Annotated in this window: 18 protein-coding genes; 2 read left to right on the forward strand and 16 right to left on the reverse strand. The window is 46.6% G+C overall.

What is annotated here, in order from left to right:
• Positions 1-27: 27 nt before the first annotated feature.
• Entirely contained in the window at positions 28-1044 is a 1017-nt protein-coding gene (gene rtcA / locus A9587_RS12900; protein ID WP_001517239.1) for an RNA 3'-terminal phosphate cyclase, read from the reverse strand.
• A gap of 3 nt (positions 1045-1047) precedes the next feature.
• The gene (gene rtcB / locus A9587_RS12905) at positions 1048-2274 is read right to left on the reverse strand and encodes an RNA-splicing ligase RtcB (protein ID WP_001517240.1); all 1227 of its coding nucleotides are present in this window, start codon (positions 2272-2274) and stop codon (positions 1048-1050) included.
• Positions 2275-2462: 188 nt separating this feature from the next.
• Between rtcB and rtcR the strand changes: the two genes are divergently transcribed.
• Positions 2463-4061 carry a DNA-binding transcriptional regulator RtcR gene (rtcR, locus tag A9587_RS12910; RefSeq protein ID WP_105263295.1) on the forward strand — a complete coding sequence of 533 codons (1599 nt, stop codon included), beginning with the start codon at positions 2463-2465 and terminating at the stop codon, positions 4059-4061.
• Here the strand turns inward: rtcR and A9587_RS12915 are convergent.
• Genes A9587_RS12915 through glpE form a run of 3 tightly spaced genes read right to left on the reverse strand, consistent with a single transcriptional unit; the run spans position 4043 to position 6019 of the window.
• Complete coding sequence (locus A9587_RS12915; RefSeq protein ID WP_000815101.1) at positions 4043-4801, reverse strand: DeoR/GlpR family transcriptional regulator; 759 nt, start codon at positions 4799-4801, stop codon at positions 4043-4045. The genes rtcR and A9587_RS12915 overlap by 19 nt on opposite strands.
• A 16-nt stretch (positions 4802-4817) precedes the next feature.
• Positions 4818-5648 carry a rhomboid family intramembrane serine protease GlpG gene (gene glpG / locus A9587_RS12920; RefSeq protein ID WP_001517241.1) on the reverse strand — a complete coding sequence of 277 codons (831 nt, stop codon included), beginning with the start codon at positions 5646-5648 and terminating at the stop codon, positions 4818-4820.
• Between the two features lie 44 nt (positions 5649-5692).
• On the reverse strand, positions 5693-6019 hold the full coding sequence (glpE, locus tag A9587_RS12925; protein ID WP_001517242.1) for a thiosulfate sulfurtransferase GlpE: 327 nt from the start codon (positions 6017-6019) through the stop codon (positions 5693-5695).
• A gap of 189 nt (positions 6020-6208) precedes the next feature.
• Between glpE and glpD the strand changes: the two genes are divergently transcribed.
• Positions 6209-7714, forward strand: coding sequence for a glycerol-3-phosphate dehydrogenase (glpD, locus tag A9587_RS12930; RefSeq protein ID WP_105263296.1), 1506 nt, complete (start codon positions 6209-6211; stop codon positions 7712-7714).
• Between the two features lie 337 nt (positions 7715-8051).
• Here the strand turns inward: glpD and A9587_RS12935 are convergent, their stop codons facing one another.
• The 11 genes from A9587_RS12935 to glgP form a co-directional block, all read right to left on the reverse strand.
• Complete coding sequence (locus tag A9587_RS12935) at positions 8052-8516, reverse strand: hypothetical protein (RefSeq protein WP_105263297.1); 465 nt, start codon at positions 8514-8516, stop codon at positions 8052-8054.
• A 3-nt stretch (positions 8517-8519) separates the two neighbouring features.
• Positions 8520-8924, reverse strand: a complete 405-nt coding sequence (locus tag A9587_RS12940) for a hypothetical protein (RefSeq protein ID WP_105263298.1) — start codon at positions 8922-8924, stop codon at positions 8520-8522.
• Between the two features lie 21 nt (positions 8925-8945).
• Positions 8946-10460, reverse strand: a complete 1515-nt coding sequence (locus tag A9587_RS12945) for a PstS family phosphate ABC transporter substrate-binding protein (protein ID WP_123057475.1) — start codon at positions 10458-10460, stop codon at positions 8946-8948.
• Between the two features lie 81 nt (positions 10461-10541).
• Complete coding sequence (locus tag A9587_RS12950) at positions 10542-11672, reverse strand: fimbrial protein (protein WP_123057716.1); 1131 nt, start codon at positions 11670-11672, stop codon at positions 10542-10544.
• 13 nt (positions 11673-11685) lie between these two features.
• Positions 11686-12462, reverse strand: a complete 777-nt coding sequence (locus A9587_RS12955) for a fimbrial biogenesis chaperone (protein ID WP_123057477.1) — start codon at positions 12460-12462, stop codon at positions 11686-11688.
• Positions 12428-12952, reverse strand: a complete 525-nt coding sequence (locus tag A9587_RS12960; RefSeq protein WP_000199134.1) for a fimbrial protein — start codon at positions 12950-12952, stop codon at positions 12428-12430. Before A9587_RS12960 ends, A9587_RS12955 begins: the two co-directional genes overlap by 35 nt.
• A 7-nt stretch (positions 12953-12959) precedes the next feature.
• Positions 12960-13475 carry a fimbrial protein gene (locus A9587_RS12965; RefSeq protein WP_432243049.1) on the reverse strand — a complete coding sequence of 172 codons (516 nt, stop codon included), beginning with the start codon at positions 13473-13475 and terminating at the stop codon, positions 12960-12962.
• Between the two features lie 47 nt (positions 13476-13522).
• Positions 13523-16114 (reverse strand): fimbrial biogenesis usher protein, encoded by a 2592-nt coding sequence (locus tag A9587_RS12970; RefSeq protein WP_105263303.1) that lies wholly within the window; start codon positions 16112-16114, stop codon positions 13523-13525.
• 41 nt (positions 16115-16155) lie between these two features.
• Positions 16156-16908 carry a fimbria/pilus periplasmic chaperone gene (locus tag A9587_RS12975; RefSeq protein WP_105263304.1) on the reverse strand — a complete coding sequence of 251 codons (753 nt, stop codon included), beginning with the start codon at positions 16906-16908 and terminating at the stop codon, positions 16156-16158.
• A 121-nt stretch (positions 16909-17029) separates the two neighbouring features.
• Complete coding sequence (locus A9587_RS12980) at positions 17030-17734, reverse strand: fimbrial protein (protein WP_001517251.1); 705 nt, start codon at positions 17732-17734, stop codon at positions 17030-17032.
• 483 nt (positions 17735-18217) lie between these two features.
• Positions 18218-20665 carry a glycogen phosphorylase gene (gene glgP, locus A9587_RS12985; RefSeq protein WP_000993434.1) on the reverse strand — a complete coding sequence of 816 codons (2448 nt, stop codon included), beginning with the start codon at positions 20663-20665 and terminating at the stop codon, positions 18218-18220.
• Positions 20666-20683: the final 18 nt, after the last annotated feature.

A 20683-nucleotide genomic window follows, 5' to 3' on the forward strand; every position in this document is an offset into this window, starting at 1 on the left:
ATTCCTGCTCCGACTTACATCCCTGCATTATTCAACGCTAACTCGCGTTACATCGTCTGTTTCAGTCAGAGTAAACCGCACAGGTAAGAACCGTTCCACCACCGCGATATTGGTCAGCAGATGGCATGAGGGATGCGCGACCGTAAACGCCCCCGCACCCGCCAACGCCATGGGCAACACCAGTTGATCTGCGAGATATTCACCTACTGCCGCCGGACTTGCCAGGTAACGTTTCACTTCTTTAACCAACTGCGCTGCTACCACTTCGGCACTGACGCGCTTTTCACCGACGGCAAAAAAGCGTTCGGTAATATTTTCGCTTTCCACTTCTAGCGAGACGGTATTTCCCGGTCCCTGCTCACGCGGCAAGAGATGGATATTCTGCTCATACAGCGAAAAACTGGCTGCCAGCGCAACGAGTTCACGTTCTCCGACATGCCGCGGCACACCAGCTAATAATACTTCGCCGCGTAATCGCATAACGGTGCCCCGCTCGCCCAGTTGTAACGCGTTTAGTGATGCCACGGGCGTGACTTCCGCTACCACCACACCGCCTCCGGCAGGGTAAAAACCGTGGCGTAACAGCGTGGTTTGCTGATGAATCCCCATTTGTGCCAGCAGAGGTTCCAGCACGCGGCAGATAAAACCCGCGGGCGGCGCCGACGGGTTTTCGGTGCCACCGCTGACTTCTACGCGAGAAGGTCCATCGGCAAACCACAGCGCAGGCAACACCGTTTGCAGCACCAACATGCAGCTTCCGGCACTACCGATAGCAAAGCGATAATCGCCGCCACGCACATTACCGGGCCGGAAGACCAAGCGCTGCGAACCCAGTTCCGCGCCGTCTACTATAGCTCCGCAAATTTCCGTCGCCGCCTTTACCGCGGTCAGATGCTGGCGCAACAGCCCCGGTTTCGCCCGTCCGGCACGAATGCCTGTGATGGTAAACGGCTTACCGGTTATCATCGACAGACTTAACGCCGAGCGCAGGATCTGCCCGCCGCCTTCGCCCTGTGCACCATCCAGCGCAATCATCCTTTTCATCATTTATCCTTTTACGCACACCACCTGACGCAGGGTGTAGACGACTTCCACCAGATCGCTTTGTGCTGCCATTACTGCATCAATGTCCTTATACGCCATCGGGATTTCGTCGATCACCTCGGCATCTTTACGGCATTCCACATGCGCTGTAGCACGGATCTGATCTTCCACACTAAACAGTTTTTTCGCTTTGGTACGGCTCATCACGCGACCTGCACCGTGGCTGCATGAGCAGAAAGACTCTTCATTTCCCAGCCCACGCACGATAAAGCTTTTCGCCCCCATCGACCCAGGAATAATTCCGTACTGCCCGGCACGCGCAGACACCGCGCCTTTCCGCGTCACATAGATCTCTTCGCCAAAGTGCAGCTCTTTTTGCACATAGTTGTGGTGGCAGTTGATCTCTTCCATTGCCAGCGTTTGCGGCTGTCTCACCGTTTTATGCGTAATGCTCTGCAACGCCGATACCACGTTTTCCATCATCGCATCACGGTTGAGGCTGGCAAAAAGCTGCGCCCAGGCCACTGCTTTCAGGTAATCGTCAAAATATTCCGTTCCTTCAAGGAAGTACGCGAGATCACGTGACGGCAACGTTTCAAGCTGTTCCTGCATCTCTTTTTGCGCCAGGTCGATAAAGTAAGTTCCGATGGCGTTACCAATTCCGCGTGAACCGGAGTGCAGCATAATCCACACCCGATCCGCCTCATCAAGGCAGATTTCAATAAAGTGGTTACCCGTTCCCAGCGTTCCCAGGTGTTTATAGTTATTGGTATTCAGGAAACGCGAGTATTTTTGCGTTAACCACTGATAACCGGCTTCCAACTCGGCCCATTTAGCATCGACGTTGACAGGCGGATTTTCCCATGCGCCTTTATCACGTTTACAACGCCCGGTAGTACGCCCGTGTGGCACGGCAGTTTCAATTGCCTGACGCAGCTCCGCCAGGTTTTCAGGCAAGTCTGCCGCCGTTAACGCGGTACGCAGTGCGTTCATTCCACAGCCGATATCCACGCCCACCGCCGCCGGAATAATCGCCCCTTTGGTCGGGATCACGCTACCAATGGTGGAACCTTTCCCCAGGTGCACATCGGGCATCACCGCAATATGCTTGAAAATAAACGGCATCTTCGCCGTATTTATCAGTTGCTGGCGCGCATCGTCTTCTACCGGCACGCCTTTGGTCCACATTTTTACCGGGGCATTTTCAGTGGTCAGTAATTCGTAATTCATTTTCTTTTTCTCGTTTCGTTGTTTGCTGTCCTGATAATTGCAACCGTCGTGCCAGAAAATTAAATCAGCAGATTAAATCTATAATTAATTGTTTTTATTTAATTAAAAGAACAAAGTCCGTATACGGAGATTTTCTATAAAGCCACTTAACCGATAATGAAATATCGTCTTTTATAAGGATATCTAAGATGCGTAAAACAGTGGCTTTTGGTTTTGTCGGAACCGTACTGGATTATGCCGGGCGCGGTAGCCAACGCTGGTCGAAATGGCGGCCGACACTCTGTTTATGCCAGCAAGAATCATTGGTGATTGATCGACTGGAATTATTACACGACGCCCGCTCACGCTCGCTGTTTGAAACGCTTAAACGCGATATCGCCAGCATTTCACCAGAAACGCAGGTTGTAGGTGTAGAAGTGGAACTCCATAATCCGTGGGATTTCGAAGAGGTCTACGCCTGCCTGCATGATTTCGCCCGTGGTTACGCTTTTCAACCTGATAAAGAAGACTATTTAATTCACATCACCACTGGCACCCACGTAGCGCAAATTTGCTGGTTTTTGCTGGCAGAAGCGCGTTACCTGCCCGCCCGACTGGCGCAAACTTCCCCGCCGCGCAAGAAAGAACAGCCGGATAGCGCAGGCGCAGTGACGATTATCGATCTCGATTTAAGCCGTTATAACGCTATCGCCAGCCGCTTTGCCGAAGAACGCCAGCAAACGCTCGATTTTCTTAAGTCAGGCATCGCCACGCGTAACCCACACTTCAACCGCATGATTGAACAGATCGAAAAAGTAGCGATTAAATCCCGCGCGCCAATCCTGCTTAATGGCCCGACCGGCGCGGGCAAGTCGTTTCTGGCACGACGCATCTTCGAATTAAAACAGGCACGGCATCAGTTTAGCGGCGCGTTTGTTGAAGTGAACTGCGCCACGCTGCGCGGTGATACCGCCATGTCGGCGCTGTTTGGTCATGTGAAAGGTGCGTTCACCGGCGCGAGAGAGGCGCGGGAAGGGTTATTACGCAGCGCCAACGGCGGCATGTTGTTTCTTGATGAAATTGGCGAACTGGGCGCAGATGAACAAGCCATGTTGCTGAAAGCCATTGAAGAGAAAACTTTTTATCCGTTTGGCAGCGATCGCCAGGTGAGTAGCGATTTTCAGCTTATCGCCGGAACGGTGCGCGATTTGCGCCAGTTGGTCGCTGAAGGGAGATTTCGTGAAGACCTGTATGCGCGGATAAATCTCTGGACCTTCACTCTGCCAGGACTACGCCAGCGTCAGGAGGATATTGAGCCTAACCTGGATTATGAAGTGGAGCGCCACGCCTCACTCACCGGCGATAGCGTGCGTTTTAACACCGAAGCGCGGCGCGCATGGCTGGCTTTTGCGACATCCCCCCAGGCAACATGGCGCGGTAATTTTCGCGAACTTTCTGCCAGTGTTACGCGTATGGCGACGTTCGCCAATAGCGGACGCATCACTCTGGAAGCTGTGGAAGATGAGATTCGCCGTCTGCACTATAACTGGCAGGAGAGTCACCCTTCGGCACTTACGACGTTGCTGGGCGCAGAGGTGGAGAACATCGATCTCTTCGACCGAATGCAACTGGAAAACGTGATTGCCATTTGTCGCCAGGCAAAATCGCTTTCCGCCGCCGGACGTGAACTTTTTGACGTTTCGCGCCAGGGCAGAGCCAGCGTTAATGACGCGGATCGGCTACGCAAATACCTGGCGCGTTTTGGTCTGACGTGGGAATCGGTACTGACTCAGCACAGTTCCAGTTGAATATGATGGTCCGTCAGCACCTGCATCACCCCCGCAGGCGGCATGGTGTCGGTGTAAACGGCATCGACCATGCTGATGCTGCCCATGTTTACCATCGCATTACGGCCAAATTTTGAGTGATCGACAACCAGCATAACGTGGCGCGAGTTCTCAATAATGGCGCGTTTGGTGCGAACTTCATGGTAATCGAACTCCAGTAACGAGCCGTCGCTGTCAATGCCGCTGATCCCAAGAATGCCGAAATCGAGGCGGAACTGAGAGATAAAATCCAGCGTCGCTTCGCCAATGATCCCGCCATCGCGGCTACGCAATTCACCACCGGCGAGAATAATGCGGAAATCTTCTTTCACCATCAGCGTATTAGCGACATTGAGATTGTTGGTGACAATGCGCAAATTGCTGTGATTGAGCAGCGCGTGCGCCACCGCTTCCGGCGTGGTGCCGATATCAATAAACAGCGTCGAACCGTTGGGGATCTGCTCGGCCACTTTACGGGCGATACGCTCTTTTTCTTCGGTCTGGGTAGCTTTGCGATCGTGCCACGGCGTGTTAACCGAACTGGAAGGCAGCGCCGCGCCGCCATGATGGCGCAGGATCAGGTTCTGTTCCGCCAGTTCATTGAGGTCACGGCGAATAGTCTGCGGGCTGACGGAAAAATGCTCTACCAGCTCTTCGGTGCTGACATAGCCCTGCTGCTTAACCAGTTCGATAATACCGTTGTGTCGTTGTGTTTGTTTCATTTATAAATCCCTGGAATTATTTTCGTTTTCGCGCATTGAGCGAATCAACAAAAGCCATCGCTAAACCCACGGCTAACCCGGCGATGTGTGCTCCATTCGCCATCGACATCCCAAACAAATCAAACCATCCGGCAACAATCCAGATCAGCGCAAAGATGATTAACCCACGTTGCAGGTAAATACCGCTTTGTGGATCGCGCTCGCCGCGTAGCCAGACGTAGCCCATCAGTGCATAAACCACGCCGGAAAGCCCGCCAAACCACGGCCCACTGAACTTTTGCTGCACATAGCCGCTTAACAGGGCGCTGATGAGAGTAATGACTATCAGCTTACCGCTACCGAGGCGTTTTTCCACTGCGCCACCGAGATACCACCACCAGAGCAGGTTAAAGAGGATATGCATCAGCGAGAAGTGCATTAACGCATGCGTGAAGTAGCGCCAGAACTCAAATTTCAGCGTCGGATCGAATGGCCAGGCCAGCCATAACATCACTTCCTGATCGCCAAGAATTTGCATGGCGATAAACACCAGCACGCAGGCAATCATCACTACCCAGGTGACCGGGCCTGCACGTTCACGCAAAGTGGCAAAGAAAGGAAAACGGCGATAGTGCAGGCCACTACCGGTATGACCTGACTGCCAACTGGCGGCGAGATAACGCGGATCTGCCGGGTTTTCGAGAAAACGCGCCAGCTCTGCCCGCACGCGTTCGGCCTGGGATTCATCCGCCAGCCAGACATCGCTTTGGTTATGTTGTTGAATCGTGAGGATAACGCCCTGTGTCGCCATGTAATCAACAAATGCCTGCGCCACGCGGGGGTTAGCAAAAGAGGTAATCATCAACATCGTTGCTGTCGCTTATTCCACACAAAAGGGGACAGTATAAAGCGTTACGCGCCGTAAGCCACCTCTGCGGGAAACTGACGCTGCCAGGCTTCAAAGCCACCATCGATACTGTAAACCACATCATAACCCTGTTGCAGCAGATACTGCGCCGCGCCTTTGCTGCTATTACCGTGGTAACACATCACCATTACCGGGGTATCGAAGTCATTTTCGCGCATGAACGCACCCAGCGTGTCATTGGTTAGATGGAAAGCCTGCGCCGCATGCCCCATTGCGAAACTTTGTGGATCGCGAATATCGACCAGCACCGCCTCTTTTTCCTGCAACTTCTGGTGCGCGTCGGCAACGTTAATACATTCGAACTGATCCATGCGTCTCTCTTTCTTTACAAACAAGTGGGCAAATTTATCGCACAGTTTACGTCGGAGCGGCAGATAAACGCCATAATGTTATGCATATCACTCTAAAATGTTTTTTCAATGTTACTCAAAGCGCGTTTGTTTGCTATTATGTTCGATAACGAACATTTATGAGCTTTAACGAAAGTGAATGAGGGCAGCATGGAAACCAAAGATCTGATTGTGATAGGTGGCGGCATCAATGGTGCTGGTATCGCGGCAGACGCCGCTGGACGCGGTTTATCCGTGCTAATGCTGGAAGCGCAGGATCTCGCTTGTGCGACATCTTCCGCCAGTTCAAAACTCATTCACGGTGGCCTGCGTTACCTTGAACACTATGAATTCCGTCTGGTCAGCGAGGCGCTGGCAGAACGTGAAGTGTTGCTGAAAATGGCCCCGCATATCGCTTTCCCAATGCGTTTTCGCCTGCCGCATCGTCCGCATCTACGCCCGGCGTGGATGATCCGCATTGGTCTGTTTATGTACGATCATTTGGGTAAACGAACCAGCCTGCCGGGATCAACCGGTTTGCGTTTTGGCGCAAATTCAGTATTAAAACCGGAAATTACGCGCGGATTCGAATATTCCGACTGTTGGGTCGACGACGCCCGTCTGGTATTAGCCAACGCCCAGATGGTCGTGCGTAAAGGCGGCGAAGTGCTTACCCGTACTCGTGCCACGTCTGCCCGCCGCGAAAACGGTTTGTGGATTGTGGAAGCGGAAGATATCGATACCGGCAAAAAATATACATGGCAGGCTCGCGGCCTGGTTAACGCCACCGGTCCGTGGGTGAAACAGTTCTTCGACGAAGGAATGCATCTGCCTTCACCTTATGGCATTCGCCTGATCAAAGGCAGCCATATTGTGGTGCCGCGTGTGCATACCCAGAAACAGGCCTACATTCTGCAAAACGAAGATAAACGTATTGTGTTCGTGATCCCGTGGATGGATGAGTTTTCCATCATCGGCACCACCGATGTGGAATACAAAGGCGCTCCGAAAGCAGTGAAGATTGAAGAGAGCGAAATAAATTACCTGCTGAAGGTGTATAACGCGCACTTTAAAAAACAGTTAAGCCGTGACGATATCGTCTGGACTTACTCCGGCGTGCGTCCGCTGTGTGATGATGAATCCGACTCACCGCAGGCAATCACTCGTGATTACACGCTCGATATCCATGATGAAAACGGCAAAGCACCGCTGCTGTCGGTATTTGGCGGCAAGCTGACGACCTATCGTAAACTGGCGGAACACGCGCTGGAAAAACTGACGCCGTATTATCAGGGTATTGGCCCGGCGTGGACGAAAGAGAGCGTATTACCTGGTGGAGCCATCGAAGGCGACCGCGACGACTACGCAGCCCGCCTGCGCCGCCGCTATCCGTTCCTGACTGAATCGCTGGCACGTCATTACGCACGTACTTACGGCAGCAACAGCGAACTGCTGCTCGGCAATGCGGAGGCGATAAACGATCTCGGGGAAGATTTCGGTCATGAGTTTTACGAAGCGGAGCTGAAATATCTGGTTGACCACGAATGGGTACGCCGCGCCGACGATGCCCTGTGGCGTCGCACAAAACAAGGCATGTGGCTGAATGCAGAACAACAATCTCGCATGAGTCAGTGGTTGGTGGAGTATACGCAGCAGAGGTTATCGCTAGCGTCATGATTTAACGTAAGCAGGCCAGGTCAGATTTCAATCTGACCTGAGACTGATGACAAACGCAAAAGCGGCCTGATGCGCTACGCTTATCAGGCCTACGTGGTTTATGCAATATATTGAATTTGCATGGTTTTGTAGGCCGGATAAGGCGTTCACGCCGCATCCGGCATGAACAAAGCGCACTAATTCCATTTGGTTGTCCTTTATTATTAACGGACAGTTTAAACTGTCAGGATAAACCTATCCTCTAGATGATATCTATTCAAAATCCGTGCAATAAAAAACTGTGCAAGGCTATTGAGAATGTCAGGGGTTTGTTGATAAATCCATTATTTCATAACGCTCATTCATTAACGCTATGTAGAAACACAGAAATATGGAACTCTATCCATCGTATCATTTCATTATGCCTGAAGCAGACATTCTCACCGTTAATTTTTCCACATAAACCAAAACCATCAAAATAGATATCACATTTTTTATTTTGATATGAAGTGATATTCACGCGCCACCTCAGATTAGTAACATTTTCCTCTTGTTCAGCATAATCCATCTGTAATAGCTCAACAATTTTTTTACTTTCTTTATCATCAAGCTCAGTGATTTCAACCTTGTATTTATAAATTTCATTCAGCCGTCCCTCATCAATTGAAACTGGCGAAGTGTATCCCTGCGGATAATTTATAATCTCTAGTTTATCTACACGATTACCTATGTGGCATAAATCGTTCACTTTGCCTTCGGCAACTGCGGATCCGGCGTAAATCATAAGCAAAACCGTTAAAGCTTTTTCTATTTTTTGTTTCATATTTTATTGAGTAACATTAACAGAGTCGTTTAGCGTTGATTTCTCCCTGTTGCCATCATCACTCCAGTAAATTAATTTATCGATATTATAATCAGGGTAAACTGCATATGATGTTGAAATATTTAACCTGTCCTCAAACGGACTTTTCACGCTCACTCTCAATAAAACAGAAACTGATGGCCCTCTGACTTGATTCTCTATATCCGGGCAACGAAAAGCATAATATTGGTACAAGTCAAATTCATTTTCTGAATAATACTCAGACAAATTAATTCCGGGGTTAATTTGCTCTCTTTCACAAGCTAATGTGTAATGCAGGAAAGGCGGTGAAATACTCTGGTGGGCAGCATTACTCTCAGGAAGAAAGAGTAAGCAACTGCTGATAGGTAATAAAATCTTCATATCCATATCTGCCCCCTGTTTACTTTATTATTTAATATCTGATAACGTTTTATACAGCGGCACATAACCAACATCATCTACCAGGCTCTGCCCTTGTGGCGTTAAAAACCACTCCACCAGTTTTTGTGTTTCTGACGTTGTATTTTCCCGCGTCACCATGAACGCATCGACGATGTACGGATATTTGCCGTTGCGAATGTTTTCCGCAGTCGGCGCAATGCCGTTAATCGCTAATAATTTTATATTCTTATCAGCATTCATTTGCGTGGCGTAATAGCGGAAGGTGTAACCAATTGCGTTGTTTGTATTACGGTATTCGGCAACGACTTTAATCATTCCTTCCATCACACTTGCTACTTCTGTTTCCTGCGGAGAGATCATGCGGATATTTTTCATGACCTGTGATTGCATCACCGTCTGACTACCCGAGTCTTCCGGGCGTTGCCAGGTCTGGATCTCCTGATCATTACCGCCAACCGTGCGCCAGTTGGTAATTGCGCCACTGAAGATGTCACGCACTTGTTGTTCAGTCAGGGAATTAACCGGGTTATCCGCATTGACGATGAAAACAAATGCTTCGCGAGCAAAAGGTGTGTACATCAAAGTAACACCTGATTCCTCTGCACGTTTTTTCTGCCCACCGGAAGGTTGAGCCACAAAAATAATATCAGCGTCTCCCTTAACGATTTTGTTATACGCCTCCGGCGTGCGAGAGTTCGCCAAATATTCCCGGGTGTGTAAATCTTCCGGTATTACGCTTAACGCATAAAATGCAGAGGCATAAATTGGGTACGCTGCCGTAGCGCCATCGAGTCGCGGCCAGTTTTGCGTAAACTGGATTTGTGGTTTACCACGCAGCGCTGTAAGTTGATTATTGAGTTTATCGGGTCGCCAGGCCCAGGTATCAATATTTTCGCGTACACCAACGCCGGGATTGAGCTGTTTATATAAATAAGCCTGATAACCAGCGACAAAACCAAGCATGAGAAGGATAAACAGGAGAGAATTACGGCAACGTAGCCCGGATGTGCCGGTTAAAGAATGTCTGGTTGGCCAGGCGTATCCCAGCGAAAAACTGATATGCGCCCCAACGGGAATTATGACTATCCACCAGAACTCACCACCAACTAATGAGACTAACAAAACGCCCAGCCAGGGAAGCATAAGGTTTGCCAACCAATCTGCTCCCATCTGGCGAAATTGATAATCTGCCAGATGTAGCGTGATTATCCAGCCAATCAGGATTAATAGTGCCGGTAACAGAAAAAAGCATTGTCGCCAGGCGGCTATTTCTCTTTTTTCTGGAGCGCTATCGCCCGCCCATACTCGCCCCGAGAAAAATAGCATTATCGCGCCCAGCGCCAACATAAAAATGTTAAGCAGAAGGTAAATTGTTGGCGTGAAGAGTAAATTGCAAACCTCAAGAATGGCGGTAAGCCCGCTCCCCAGCATGGCAACAACCGCTGCCAAAAATTGCGTCAGTATGGGGATGCCGAAAAAAGTCATTACCAGCGAGGTCAAAATCCATTTTCCGTTTTGCATATTATTCATCCTTGCTGTTACTGCGCTTTATTTTGCACCGATGGCTAAAAGCGGGCTAATCCGATTCTGTACTCACACACATTACTGATATTCCACCCGCAAAATAGCCAGGGCATTATAACGACCCGCAGCAGGTAGCCGCCCTGTGGTACTGACGGGGAGAGACAGAAAAGTCACGTCTGCCGTCTGAGCTGACTCAGCCCGGTTTTCAACTAACTTAAATGGCACGCCAACATGCGCAGCCAGCTCATTCAAGTCTACGGACTCCTGTTGGCTATCCATAATCATAATGCCAACGTCTGGGTTATCCTCCGCCTGAATAATGCTTTGCCGACCATTAACATCTCTCGTTGATGAAATATTGCCATCAAAAACCAGCGTCATTACGGCATCAATATCTTTATTTGTACAGTTTATCGGAATAGTGGTTGCAACCGGGGAAACGCCCGTTGGTTTCACTCCAGCACCAGCCCGACTTAGCTCACTGGCCCAGACATCCGGCATATTAACGGTAAAACTAGTGCCCTCATTAATTGTGCACCCTTGTGGAACCTCAATATTTAAGTTACCAATATAAGCATTAAATACAGGAACTGGTCCGTGCTCCGTTGGGAGCTGGCTGGCATACAAAGAAACCAGCAGCACGTTATTTATTGAGATGTCGGATATTATTTTTTTATCAAGTCTGATTTTTATATAGCCTTCTGTTCCGGATGACCAACTCGATGGTTTACTTCTGTCTTTTGGATAATCGGTGCTGTAGTTGTCAAAAGGAACTGTCTTATCTGTCATTGTTCCATCTCTTTTATGGAGTTTTATATGTGTTGAAACCGATATTTCATGAGTCAACTGAATAAATATATCGCTTCCCTGATGATCACCAGACGCACCTGATGGATCTATGCCAGATTTGGCTGAAAAATAAATCTCGTAATCATCCAGGGAATTGCAATACGCTTGATAAGTCCCTATTTTCCAGTTCTGTACTGGTAATATTTTCCCGGGAGCATTATTATTAACATCTGAGACAGTAACAGTACCCAAATTATAAGAAAATGTCGCAGGAGTAGTATTATTGCCTGGCTTTCCAGGATAACAAAAAGCGCGATCCCGTCCCATATCTTCTGCATACACGATGTTATAGCAACTACTAATTAAAAGAAAAAACAATATACAAATTACTTTTATATTCCCCCAGGAATAAATTAACATTCTGCTTCTCCGGTTATCCATGTATCGCTACTGCACCCATAGCATTATTTTGCAAAACATTTAATTTCACGTTCCATACAGGTAAGGCATTATTATAAAGATCCAACGTTTGCCAGTTAACCTCACAATATCCTTGCCGCAAACACCAATTCTGTTGACGATGGCTAAATGGTGCGACCATGCCACCATTTATGCTTTTACCATCAATAGATAAATTATAGAGTGTCACATACCAGGGGGTAGGGTTAAAAATGGTGACAGTTTCATTGTTTCGCGACCAACGTAACTGTTTATAAGCGTCAAGTGGATTACCTGATAATGTCTCCGGGCGATAAAATATTTTCATCCTATTGCGTACGGCTACCTGGAGTTGATTTTCGTTCTTAAGCTGTGAGTTTGGTTCCTGAGCAGGTAACGCTGCAATATTCAGTATAAATAAACTCTCACGATCTGTAGGTAACTGGCCACCCACGTGATTAATTCTTATTTTGGTATGTTTATCTTGTTTAAGTACTAATAATGGTGGCGTCGCAATAAATATTTTATCTGGAAGTAAAGGCTGGGATTCCACTGTCCCTTTTAACTGACGTCCATCATCAGGTGTCACGGAAATTTTAACCAACATATCTCTACTGGCAGTATTTTTAAGCTCGACCGATATTGATGACTGCTTTTCTGGGTAAACAAAACGGGTACTGCCAACGACAACCCCTGCTTGCGCATTTGTGCAACATATTAAAAAGAATATCAGCACATTAATCATAAGTGACGATAAAGGAAACTGATGCATTCGCATCTCCTGGTTGTACATCATTTTTTATGGCTTTATAAGCCGCAAAGAAATGCAATGTGTTATCTACCAATGGCGTAAGAGCATAACTGGTGCTTATTATACCATTACTAATACTTTGTCTGTTGTTATCAAAAATAGCCAGCGCTAACCCCTCAACAGATCCCTCATCCAGTTTATACAGGGTGGTATCTTCACTTACTGATGTTCCATCAAATTTGATATTGGCATTACTGACATCACTGCCACAGCGGGTTAATTTTATAGAGAAGTCAATTTTTTCAGTGACATCTCCTGAATTTCTAACCCTATAACTGGGCACATCTGGCATGTTGACCGTAAAATTTTTAGACTCATCGGCAACAATGCAAGTCTTTGCCGTTATTATTCCTTCTATACGTACAACACCTGTATGCGTTGTATCATCAGCAATGGATGATATTGATATCACAGAGAATAACAAAGCAATTAAATTACAATAGCGCGTCATATTATCCTCACTGATAGTCTATATCAAAGTACAACAGTGCATTTGCCTGCCCCGCATGTACGTTTTGCTGAGTTGACTTATAGCGGAGTTTAAAGTCTAAACTGGCATCGCCATTATTATCTAAAACTAATTCTTTGAAACCTGACTCATCATTAATTGCAATAACTTTATCATCGTTATCTAAAATTTCGACGCCCACTCCAGTTGCACTATCTGCACTGGAAGTAAGGCGTAATAAGGTGGTATTGATGGTGTCTGTATCCCCGCTAAACCGCACATTAGCACTGACTCCTGAACTATAAATAGTACTGGTTGCCGTTGGACATCCTTCCAGATTTATCGTAAATGTATGACTACCAGAAACATCCCCCACATTTAAAAAATCATTGGCGTCATAAGTTCCCATGTTTACTGGCTGGTCTTTACTTCCAGTTGTAATATCACATGTTTTTGCTAATAACTGACCTGTAAATGTGACCACGACGGTATCGTTAGCAAGTGCATTACATGAAACCACCACCATGAATAATGAAGTAAAAATTAATAAAATAAATTTCTGTAATATATTCATTAGCGGCACTCCAGATTTGCATAGCTAATAGCATTATCTATCTCGCTTTTCGGTAATTGATAGCTTGCCTGACATTGCTGATAAGAACCGTCTCCCCACTGTATATTTATTATGCCTTGTAAAGGCAAACCGGAGAGATAAACCTGACCACTGTCGCCAACTATTCCTGTAATCTGAGTCGTCCCCTCAGTGGGTACACTGGCTGTCGCACCAAATGGAACAGGTTTATTACGATAGCGAACATTAAATAAACCACGAATACCGACATGGGCATTAAACTCAGCGCGAACTAAAGCGCCTTTACTGGGTATCACTTCCATGCTGGTAGCATCTAATTCTGTATGCATACTCATAGACATAGGATCTAAAGAGATATTATTACGCCGGTATTCCGTGGCATAAGGTACGACAGCATAGCCACGCCAGTCTGTCTTCACTCCCGTTCCACGTTCCACATTTACATTGTTTGCCCCAGGTGCTTTTATCAGTATATTTGTTTCACCTAACGGCTGGCTTAGCGTGAGACCATTTTCATGAACAACCAGGGCACCACTTAAACCATAGTTAAATTGCTGGTTACCATTATTATCGTAGCTGTATCCTGAATTTAGTGAACCATAAGCACCACGGTAGTTTAAACCTACCGATCCATTCCCACCATTATTCTGATTGGCGAAATTTTGTTGAATGTTATAGTTAAGATTATGTTGCTCCAGCAGTGAGCCTGATACTCCAGCATACTGATTCACATGGCCGCTATTATCCTGACTGTAACCATAAGTCGCAGTCATAGAATTTGATGCATTACGCCCATCAACGGCTGGTGATAGCCAATTGCTGATCGGCAATGAGACATTGACGGATAAGATTCTGTCAGCATCAGAACCCGGTGATTTGCTATAATTATAAGCAACATTTAAATAAACCCCATGCACGCTCGTATTATAGCCGACCTGATATAAGGTATCTTTATTATTCGTATTCCAGTAACTTTGCTGACTTGCCGCCAAATACATAGAACCATATTTGCCTAATGGTTGCGATATATTTGCCTGAAACTTTCCTCTTTTGTTATAACGCAAATTGTAAAAATCATTCCAGTTATAAACATAGTCTTTTTCATTAAGAGTATCTGGATCGATAACTGTCCCCGACATTTGTTTATATGTGGTATCACTCAACGAATAAAATCCTTCCGTCGAGTAACGATAACCAATAATCTGAAAAGCCGTACCTGTTTGCACTAATGATTTTGAGTATAGAAAACGGTACGATTTCCCTTGATGTTTACTGCCATCGGCAAGCGTGCTATTGGCTTGCGTCAAATCGAATGACGTCGCTCCAAACATACCAAGGTTGAACCCCAGCCCGAGAGCTATTGCCCGATAATTATCAGAATATTGTATTCCTCCATATGCAGTAATATCCCAGGGTAATCCCCAAATCAAATCGCCCTGAAAGATATATGGATTATTTTGATTGTAGCTATTAGTACGATATTTACCGGCCGTCACGGAATATTTTATATGGCCTTCGCGTTGAAGGATGGGAACAGCGGCGTAAGGAATGGTATAGATAGTTTCGGAATTATCAGACTCTTTAATCGTAACTTCCAAATCCCCTGCGGAAGACGTAGGGTTCAGATCGTTGATTTCAAAAGGTCCGGGAGGAATATAAGTCTGATAAATAACATAGCCATTTTGTTTAATCGTTACCTGAGCATTGCTTTTAGCAATGCCGCGCACAGTAGGGGCAAAACCACTTTGGCTATCGGGCAGCATGTTTTCGTCGGACTCAAGTTTAGCACCACGAATACTCACGCTGTCGAAAACATCTGATGAAGACCAGGTATCACCCAGTGTTAATTCACTTTTGAAAGGAATAATTACCCGTTGTAATGTACTACTCACATGTGCAATTTTCCCCGGTGAATTACCTGAACGACTCCATGTAGAGTAATCACGAAAACGCCACGCCCCTAAATTTAAACCTGAACGCAGATTTAAATAATAGCTATCAGACACGTAGTCGCCACGATCACTATTGCCAGAAAAATCATAATTAATAAGAACTGCCGGGATACCATTATCCCATTCTTCAGGTGGAATATAGCCACGTGCCTCATGCTTTAATATTGCCTGCGGGAAAGTCAGTTTGAGTCGTTGCGCATCAAGTTCAGGTGTATATTGAACTTCTGCAAACCATATACGCAAATCGAGACAATGATTACCCTCATCTTGCGCCTGCTCCGGCAATGCACTTTTGTTGATTCCTAAAATGACTAATTCATCGAGCGAAAAACAGGGAATCAACTGATTCTGCTCATCAGCTTTGAAAGTGACCTTACGTGATGTCAAAGGCGAATCATTGACCCATATTTCAACCTCATAACTACCAGGTAGATAAGTCATCCCTTTCTCAAAACGAGATAAATCAGCAACAGCTTCAGTATCACCCGACAGAAAGGCAGGGTTAAAGCGCATACCCGCCACTGAATACGCAGGCAAAAGTGTCAGTAGAAGCGGTATACACTGCCCCATCTGCTTGTTCCTTGCCATCCAGTGTTCGAGTTTTTTGAGCTTTAGGTTCATATCCCTGACCTGAGTTGCTTTAACGTTTTAATCTTCCAGGTTTATTGCATCGTTCCCTTTTGCCTGGCCGTTGTGGCACCATAATCATTGATAGTTTGATAAGTAATTTCGCCCGCTAACGTCACCGGAGAAGATACTGTGATGTCGCTTTTTGGGGGAACAAACGTATTGGGTAATTTTGCCCCTTGCACCCTGATTCCTGTCACCGTCAGGTAATAGGGAGAAGGGTTAATGATTTTCAGTTGTTTACCTTCGTATTTAAATCGCAGCATATCCCGTGCTTTACCAGCCTGAACGGGTAAGTTAGTCGGACGGTAAAATAATTTAATCCTGTTTTGTAACGCCAGTTGTAATGTGTTTTTCTGGGTATTCTTCTCATCCGTCGGCGGAATCGCTTTCACGTTCATCCAGAATAGTGTTTCACGGTCAGTCGGTAACTGTGTTTTACCAATAAACATTATCCGCAGTGATGCTTCTTTTCGGGTTGGCAACATAAATAATGGAGGCGTAACCACAAAGTTTGGACTTTTCTTACCGCTTTGATTGTCATCCACCCATGACTGAATTAAATAGCTGGTATTGGCCCCACCATTCTGCACACTTAACGTAATTTGCTGACTGTCAGATGGATAAACCAGACGCGTAGAACCAAGACCAAAACCACCCGCTGCAATAGCGTTGATAGATATGGCGGACAGAAAAAATAGAGCACCGGCCCTTATGGCATATTGAGTCTTCAGCGAAGGTTTAATGTTTCTATTTGCAAAACATTTATTTTTTGAAATCCATCTCATACTGCATCCTTGTAGATGAAAATTAACTGCAATTATTAACTCGTGTATATTTATTATAAATAAACACGTAGTATTAATTTCAGGCTACAAATAACTGTAACCTGAAATTATATTGTTGTAATTATTCGTACAGCACGACGAAACTTGCCGTAGATTTCACCAGACCTGGTGCAACGGTACTACCGTTCTGAGCATAGCCCGCGGTAAATGCAGCGATAAAATCATGGGCGGTTGCATCGCCAGGAATCACGTAAGCCGCCGAAGAACTACTCCCCTGAGGAGATTGTGTATTCAGTTTAACCAGGCCATCAGTTGTCGTGTTTTTAGAATAAATACGAATCCCTACTCCAGTTGCTCCCGCTTCGCCAGTACCATCAGCATCAGCAGCCCCTTCCACTTCATTGGCAAGCGTCTGGTTGGCACCGTCAGCTGCACCAGTAAAACGGAATTCAATATTTTGACTGGTCGTATTGCTACAATCGGTTAGTTTAATGTTGAAGTTAGTCTGGTTACTGGCACCCGTTGCTTCAGTATCGATGCCCGTGAAAGCGTTAGAAGGTACGACTGGCAGTACCACTTCAATCTGTTTCGATTCTGTTGCAATCTTACACGTCGCTTTAACCACGCGACCAGTAAAACGAATGTTTCCGCCCATCGCATCGGTGTTGTCATCCATATCGGTAAGTTTCGGATAATCAACGGTGCTCCAGTCTGTATCGGCACCACCAAATTGTGAGGCATCGCCTGGCGCAGCGGTTACCGCAGTTGACATCAGCATACCTGATGCGAGTAAAACTACGGATAAATTAGATAGATTGAATTTCATTTATACCTTTCCTTTTGTTAAAAAATCCAAGCAATATTGGCGATTATTATTACATTCAGCTTTAACAAGTCACATTATTAAGATGAGCAAAGCTGGCGTTGGTGAATCCCAGGGGGATTATATTAAGGGATAGATTGACTTAAAAATATTATATGTGCTGTTTAGCAATGTAACTAAAAAATCCCATACTCGCAATGAGTGACTTTATATAAACATACAGTAGATTGAAAATAAAGGGTTTTATTTTAAACAGAATAGCTGAGGAGTGGTGAAATATATAAATATAACGAATGATTTATTGGTTATTTATTTATGGTGTTTATTATATGATGCGTACTCAGATGAAATTTTTTATTAATAATTTATTATTAATAGATGCTGTGTGTAAATCGTCATGACATATTATTTATCTGATATAAAAATGCCGTATGCCCATTAACGATAGTTTTAAATGGAACACACGGCAGTTATCACTTTGCGAAATTACAATCTCACTGGATCAATATGCCAGATAAGATCGGCGTACTCTTTGATGGTTCGATCAGAAGAGAAGTAGCCCATATTGGCGATGTTCAGCATCGCTTTGGCTGTCCACTCTTCCGGACGCTCGTAAAGTTCGTCAACCTTATCCTGGCAATCGACATAGCTGCGATAATCCGCCAGTACCTGGTAGTGATCGCCAAAGTTGATCAGCGAATCAACCAGATCGCGGTAGCGGCCCGGATCTTCCGGACTGAACACGCCGCTGCCGATTTGCGTCAGCACCTGATGCAGTTCTTCATCTTTCTCGTAGTATTCACGCGGTTTGTAGCCCTGACGACGCAGTTCTTCCACTTCTTCCGCTGTGTTACCAAAGATAAAGATGTTGTCCGCACCGACATGATCCAGCATCTCAACATTCGCGCCGTCCAGCGTTCCGATAGTCAGCGCACCGTTAAGTGCAAACTTCATGTTGCTGGTGCCAGAAGCTTCTGTCCCTGCCAGTGAGATCTGTTCGGAAAGATCGGCCGCCGGGATGATCAACTGCGCCAGGCTGACGCTGTAGTTCGGGATAAACACCACTTTCAACTTGTCGCCAATCTGCGGATCGTTGTTGATCACCGTCGCTACATCGTTGATCAAATGGATAATGTGCTTCGCCATGTAATAGGCCGATGCTGCCTTACCGGCAAAAATATTCACACGCGGAACCCATTTCGCATCAGGATCGGCCTTGATACGGTTATAGCGGGTGATAACGTGTAACACATTCATCAATTGACGTTTGTATTCGTGAATACGTTTGATTTGCACATCAAACAGCGCTTTCGGATTCACCACCACATTCAGTTGTTGTGCGATGTACTCCGCCAGACGCTTTTTGTTATCCAGCTTCGCCTGATGAACAGCATGATTGACCATCGGGAAATCACAGTGCTGTTGTAGCTCGTTTAATTGGCTCAGGTCGGTACGCCAGTTACGCCCCAGGTGTTCGTCCAGTACGGCTGAAAGCGACGGGTTCGCCACCGCCAGCCAACGACGCGGCGTCACACCGTTGGTGACGTTGGTGAAACGCCCTGGGAAGATTTTCGCAAAGTCGGCAAACAGCGATTGCACCATCAGATTAGAGTGCAACTCCGACACACCGTTAACTTTGTGACTGACCACAACAGCCAGCCAGGCCATCCGCACACGACGCCCATTAGATTCATCAATGATCGACGCCCGTCCCAACAAGTCGGTATCGTTCGGATACTGCTCCTGCAAGGTTTTCAGGAAATAGTCGTTGATCTCAAAGATAATCTGCAAATGACGCGGCAGAATTTTACCCAGCATATCGACCGGCCAGGTTTCCAGCGCCTCGCTCATCAGCGTGTGGTTGGTGTATGAGAAGACCTCACAGCACACTTCAAAAGCGTCGTCCCAGCTAAATTTGTGCTCATCAATCAGCAGGCGCATCAGCTCAGGAATCGACAGCACCGGATGGGTGTCGTTGAGATGAATCGCGATTTTATCCGCCAGATTATCGTAGGTTTTATGCAACTGATAATGGCGACTTAAAATGTCCTGAATGGTTGAGGAGACCAGGAAATACTCCTGACGCAACCGCAGTTCACGCCCGGAATAGGTGGAATCATCCGGGTAAAGCACGCGGGAAACGTTCTCGGAGTGGTTTTTGTCCTCCACCGCCGCGAAGTAATCGCCCTGGTTAAATTTACCGAGATTAATTTCGCTACTGGCTTGTGCGCTCCACAGACGCAAGGTGTTTGTCGCGTCAGTATCATAACCTGGGATGATTTGGTCGTAAGCCACGGCCAAAATTTCTTCGGTTTCAATCCAGCGCGTTTTCTTGCCTTCTTGCTGAATACGACCGCCAAAACGCACTTTGTAGCGCGTATTGTGGCGTTTAAATTCCCACGGATTACCGTACTCCAGCCAGTAGTCCGGAGACTCTTTCTGACTGCCGTTAACGATGTTCTGTTTGAACATACCGTAGTCATAACGGATTCCGTAACCGCGTCCCGGCAACCCTAAAGTCGCCAGTGAATCCAGGAAGCAGGCCGCCAGACGCCCCAGGCCGCCGTTACCGAGGCCCGGGTCATTTTCCTCATCAATCAACTCTTCGAGATTTAATCCCATCGACTCCAGCGCACCCTGGACATCGTCATAAATACCTAACGACAGCATGGCATTGGAGAGAGTTCGGCCAATCAAAAACTCCATCGACAGGTAGTAAACCTGTCGAGTTTCTTGCGATAGCTGGGCACGATTCGAGCGTAACCAGCGCTCCACGAGACGATCGCGCACAGCAAATAACGTTGCGTTCAGCCATTCATGTTTATTGGCTACGACCGGATCCTTTCCAATCGTAAACATCAGCTTATAAGCGATAGAGTGCTTAAGAGCTTCTACGCTAAGCGTGGGCGATGAATATGTAAACGGAGCATTCATATAGGCGTTTCCTGAAAA

This window comes from Escherichia sp. MOD1-EC6162, assembly GCF_002965125.1.
Taxonomy (GTDB): domain Bacteria; phylum Pseudomonadota; class Gammaproteobacteria; order Enterobacterales; family Enterobacteriaceae; genus Escherichia; species Escherichia marmotae.

What these genes read in the sequence shown, in the direction of transcription:
- rtcA (WP_001517239.1), bottom strand. Translation starts at nt 1,044, where the DNA reads ATGAAAAGGATGATTGCGCTGGATGGTGCACAGGGCGAAGGCGGCGGG.
- rtcB (WP_001517240.1), bottom strand. Translation starts at nt 2,274, where the DNA reads ATGAATTACGAATTACTGACCACTGAAAATGCCCCGGTAAAAATGTGG.
- rtcR (WP_105263295.1), top strand. Translation starts at nt 2,463, where the DNA reads ATGCGTAAAACAGTGGCTTTTGGTTTTGTCGGAACCGTACTGGATTAT.
- A9587_RS12915 (WP_000815101.1), bottom strand. Translation starts at nt 4,801, where the DNA reads ATGAAACAAACACAACGACACAACGGTATTATCGAACTGGTTAAGCAG.
- glpG (WP_001517241.1), bottom strand. Translation starts at nt 5,648, where the DNA reads ATGTTGATGATTACCTCTTTTGCTAACCCCCGCGTGGCGCAGGCATTT.
- glpE (WP_001517242.1), bottom strand. Translation starts at nt 6,019, where the DNA reads ATGGATCAGTTCGAATGTATTAACGTTGCCGACGCGCACCAGAAGTTG.
- glpD (WP_105263296.1), top strand. Translation starts at nt 6,209, where the DNA reads ATGGAAACCAAAGATCTGATTGTGATAGGTGGCGGCATCAATGGTGCT.
- A9587_RS12935 (WP_105263297.1), bottom strand. Translation starts at nt 8,516, where the DNA reads ATGAAACAAAAAATAGAAAAAGCTTTAACGGTTTTGCTTATGATTTAC.
- A9587_RS12940 (WP_105263298.1), bottom strand. Translation starts at nt 8,924, where the DNA reads ATGGATATGAAGATTTTATTACCTATCAGCAGTTGCTTACTCTTTCTT.
- A9587_RS12945 (WP_123057475.1), bottom strand. Translation starts at nt 10,460, where the DNA reads ATGCAAAACGGAAAATGGATTTTGACCTCGCTGGTAATGACTTTTTTC.
- A9587_RS12950 (WP_123057716.1), bottom strand. Translation starts at nt 11,672, where the DNA reads ATGTTAATTTATTCCTGGGGGAATATAAAAGTAATTTGTATATTGTTT.
- A9587_RS12955 (WP_123057477.1), bottom strand. Translation starts at nt 12,462, where the DNA reads ATGCATCAGTTTCCTTTATCGTCACTTATGATTAATGTGCTGATATTC.
- A9587_RS12960 (WP_000199134.1), bottom strand. Translation starts at nt 12,952, where the DNA reads ATGACGCGCTATTGTAATTTAATTGCTTTGTTATTCTCTGTGATATCA.
- A9587_RS12965 (WP_432243049.1), bottom strand. Translation starts at nt 13,475, where the DNA reads ATGGTGGTGGTTTCATGTAATGCACTTGCTAACGATACCGTCGTGGTC.
- A9587_RS12970 (WP_105263303.1), bottom strand. Translation starts at nt 16,114, where the DNA reads ATGAACCTAAAGCTCAAAAAACTCGAACACTGGATGGCAAGGAACAAG.
- A9587_RS12975 (WP_105263304.1), bottom strand. Translation starts at nt 16,908, where the DNA reads ATGAGATGGATTTCAAAAAATAAATGTTTTGCAAATAGAAACATTAAA.
- A9587_RS12980 (WP_001517251.1), bottom strand. Translation starts at nt 17,734, where the DNA reads ATGAAATTCAATCTATCTAATTTATCCGTAGTTTTACTCGCATCAGGT.
- glgP (WP_000993434.1), bottom strand. Translation starts at nt 20,665, where the DNA reads ATGAATGCTCCGTTTACATATTCATCGCCCACGCTTAGCGTAGAAGCT.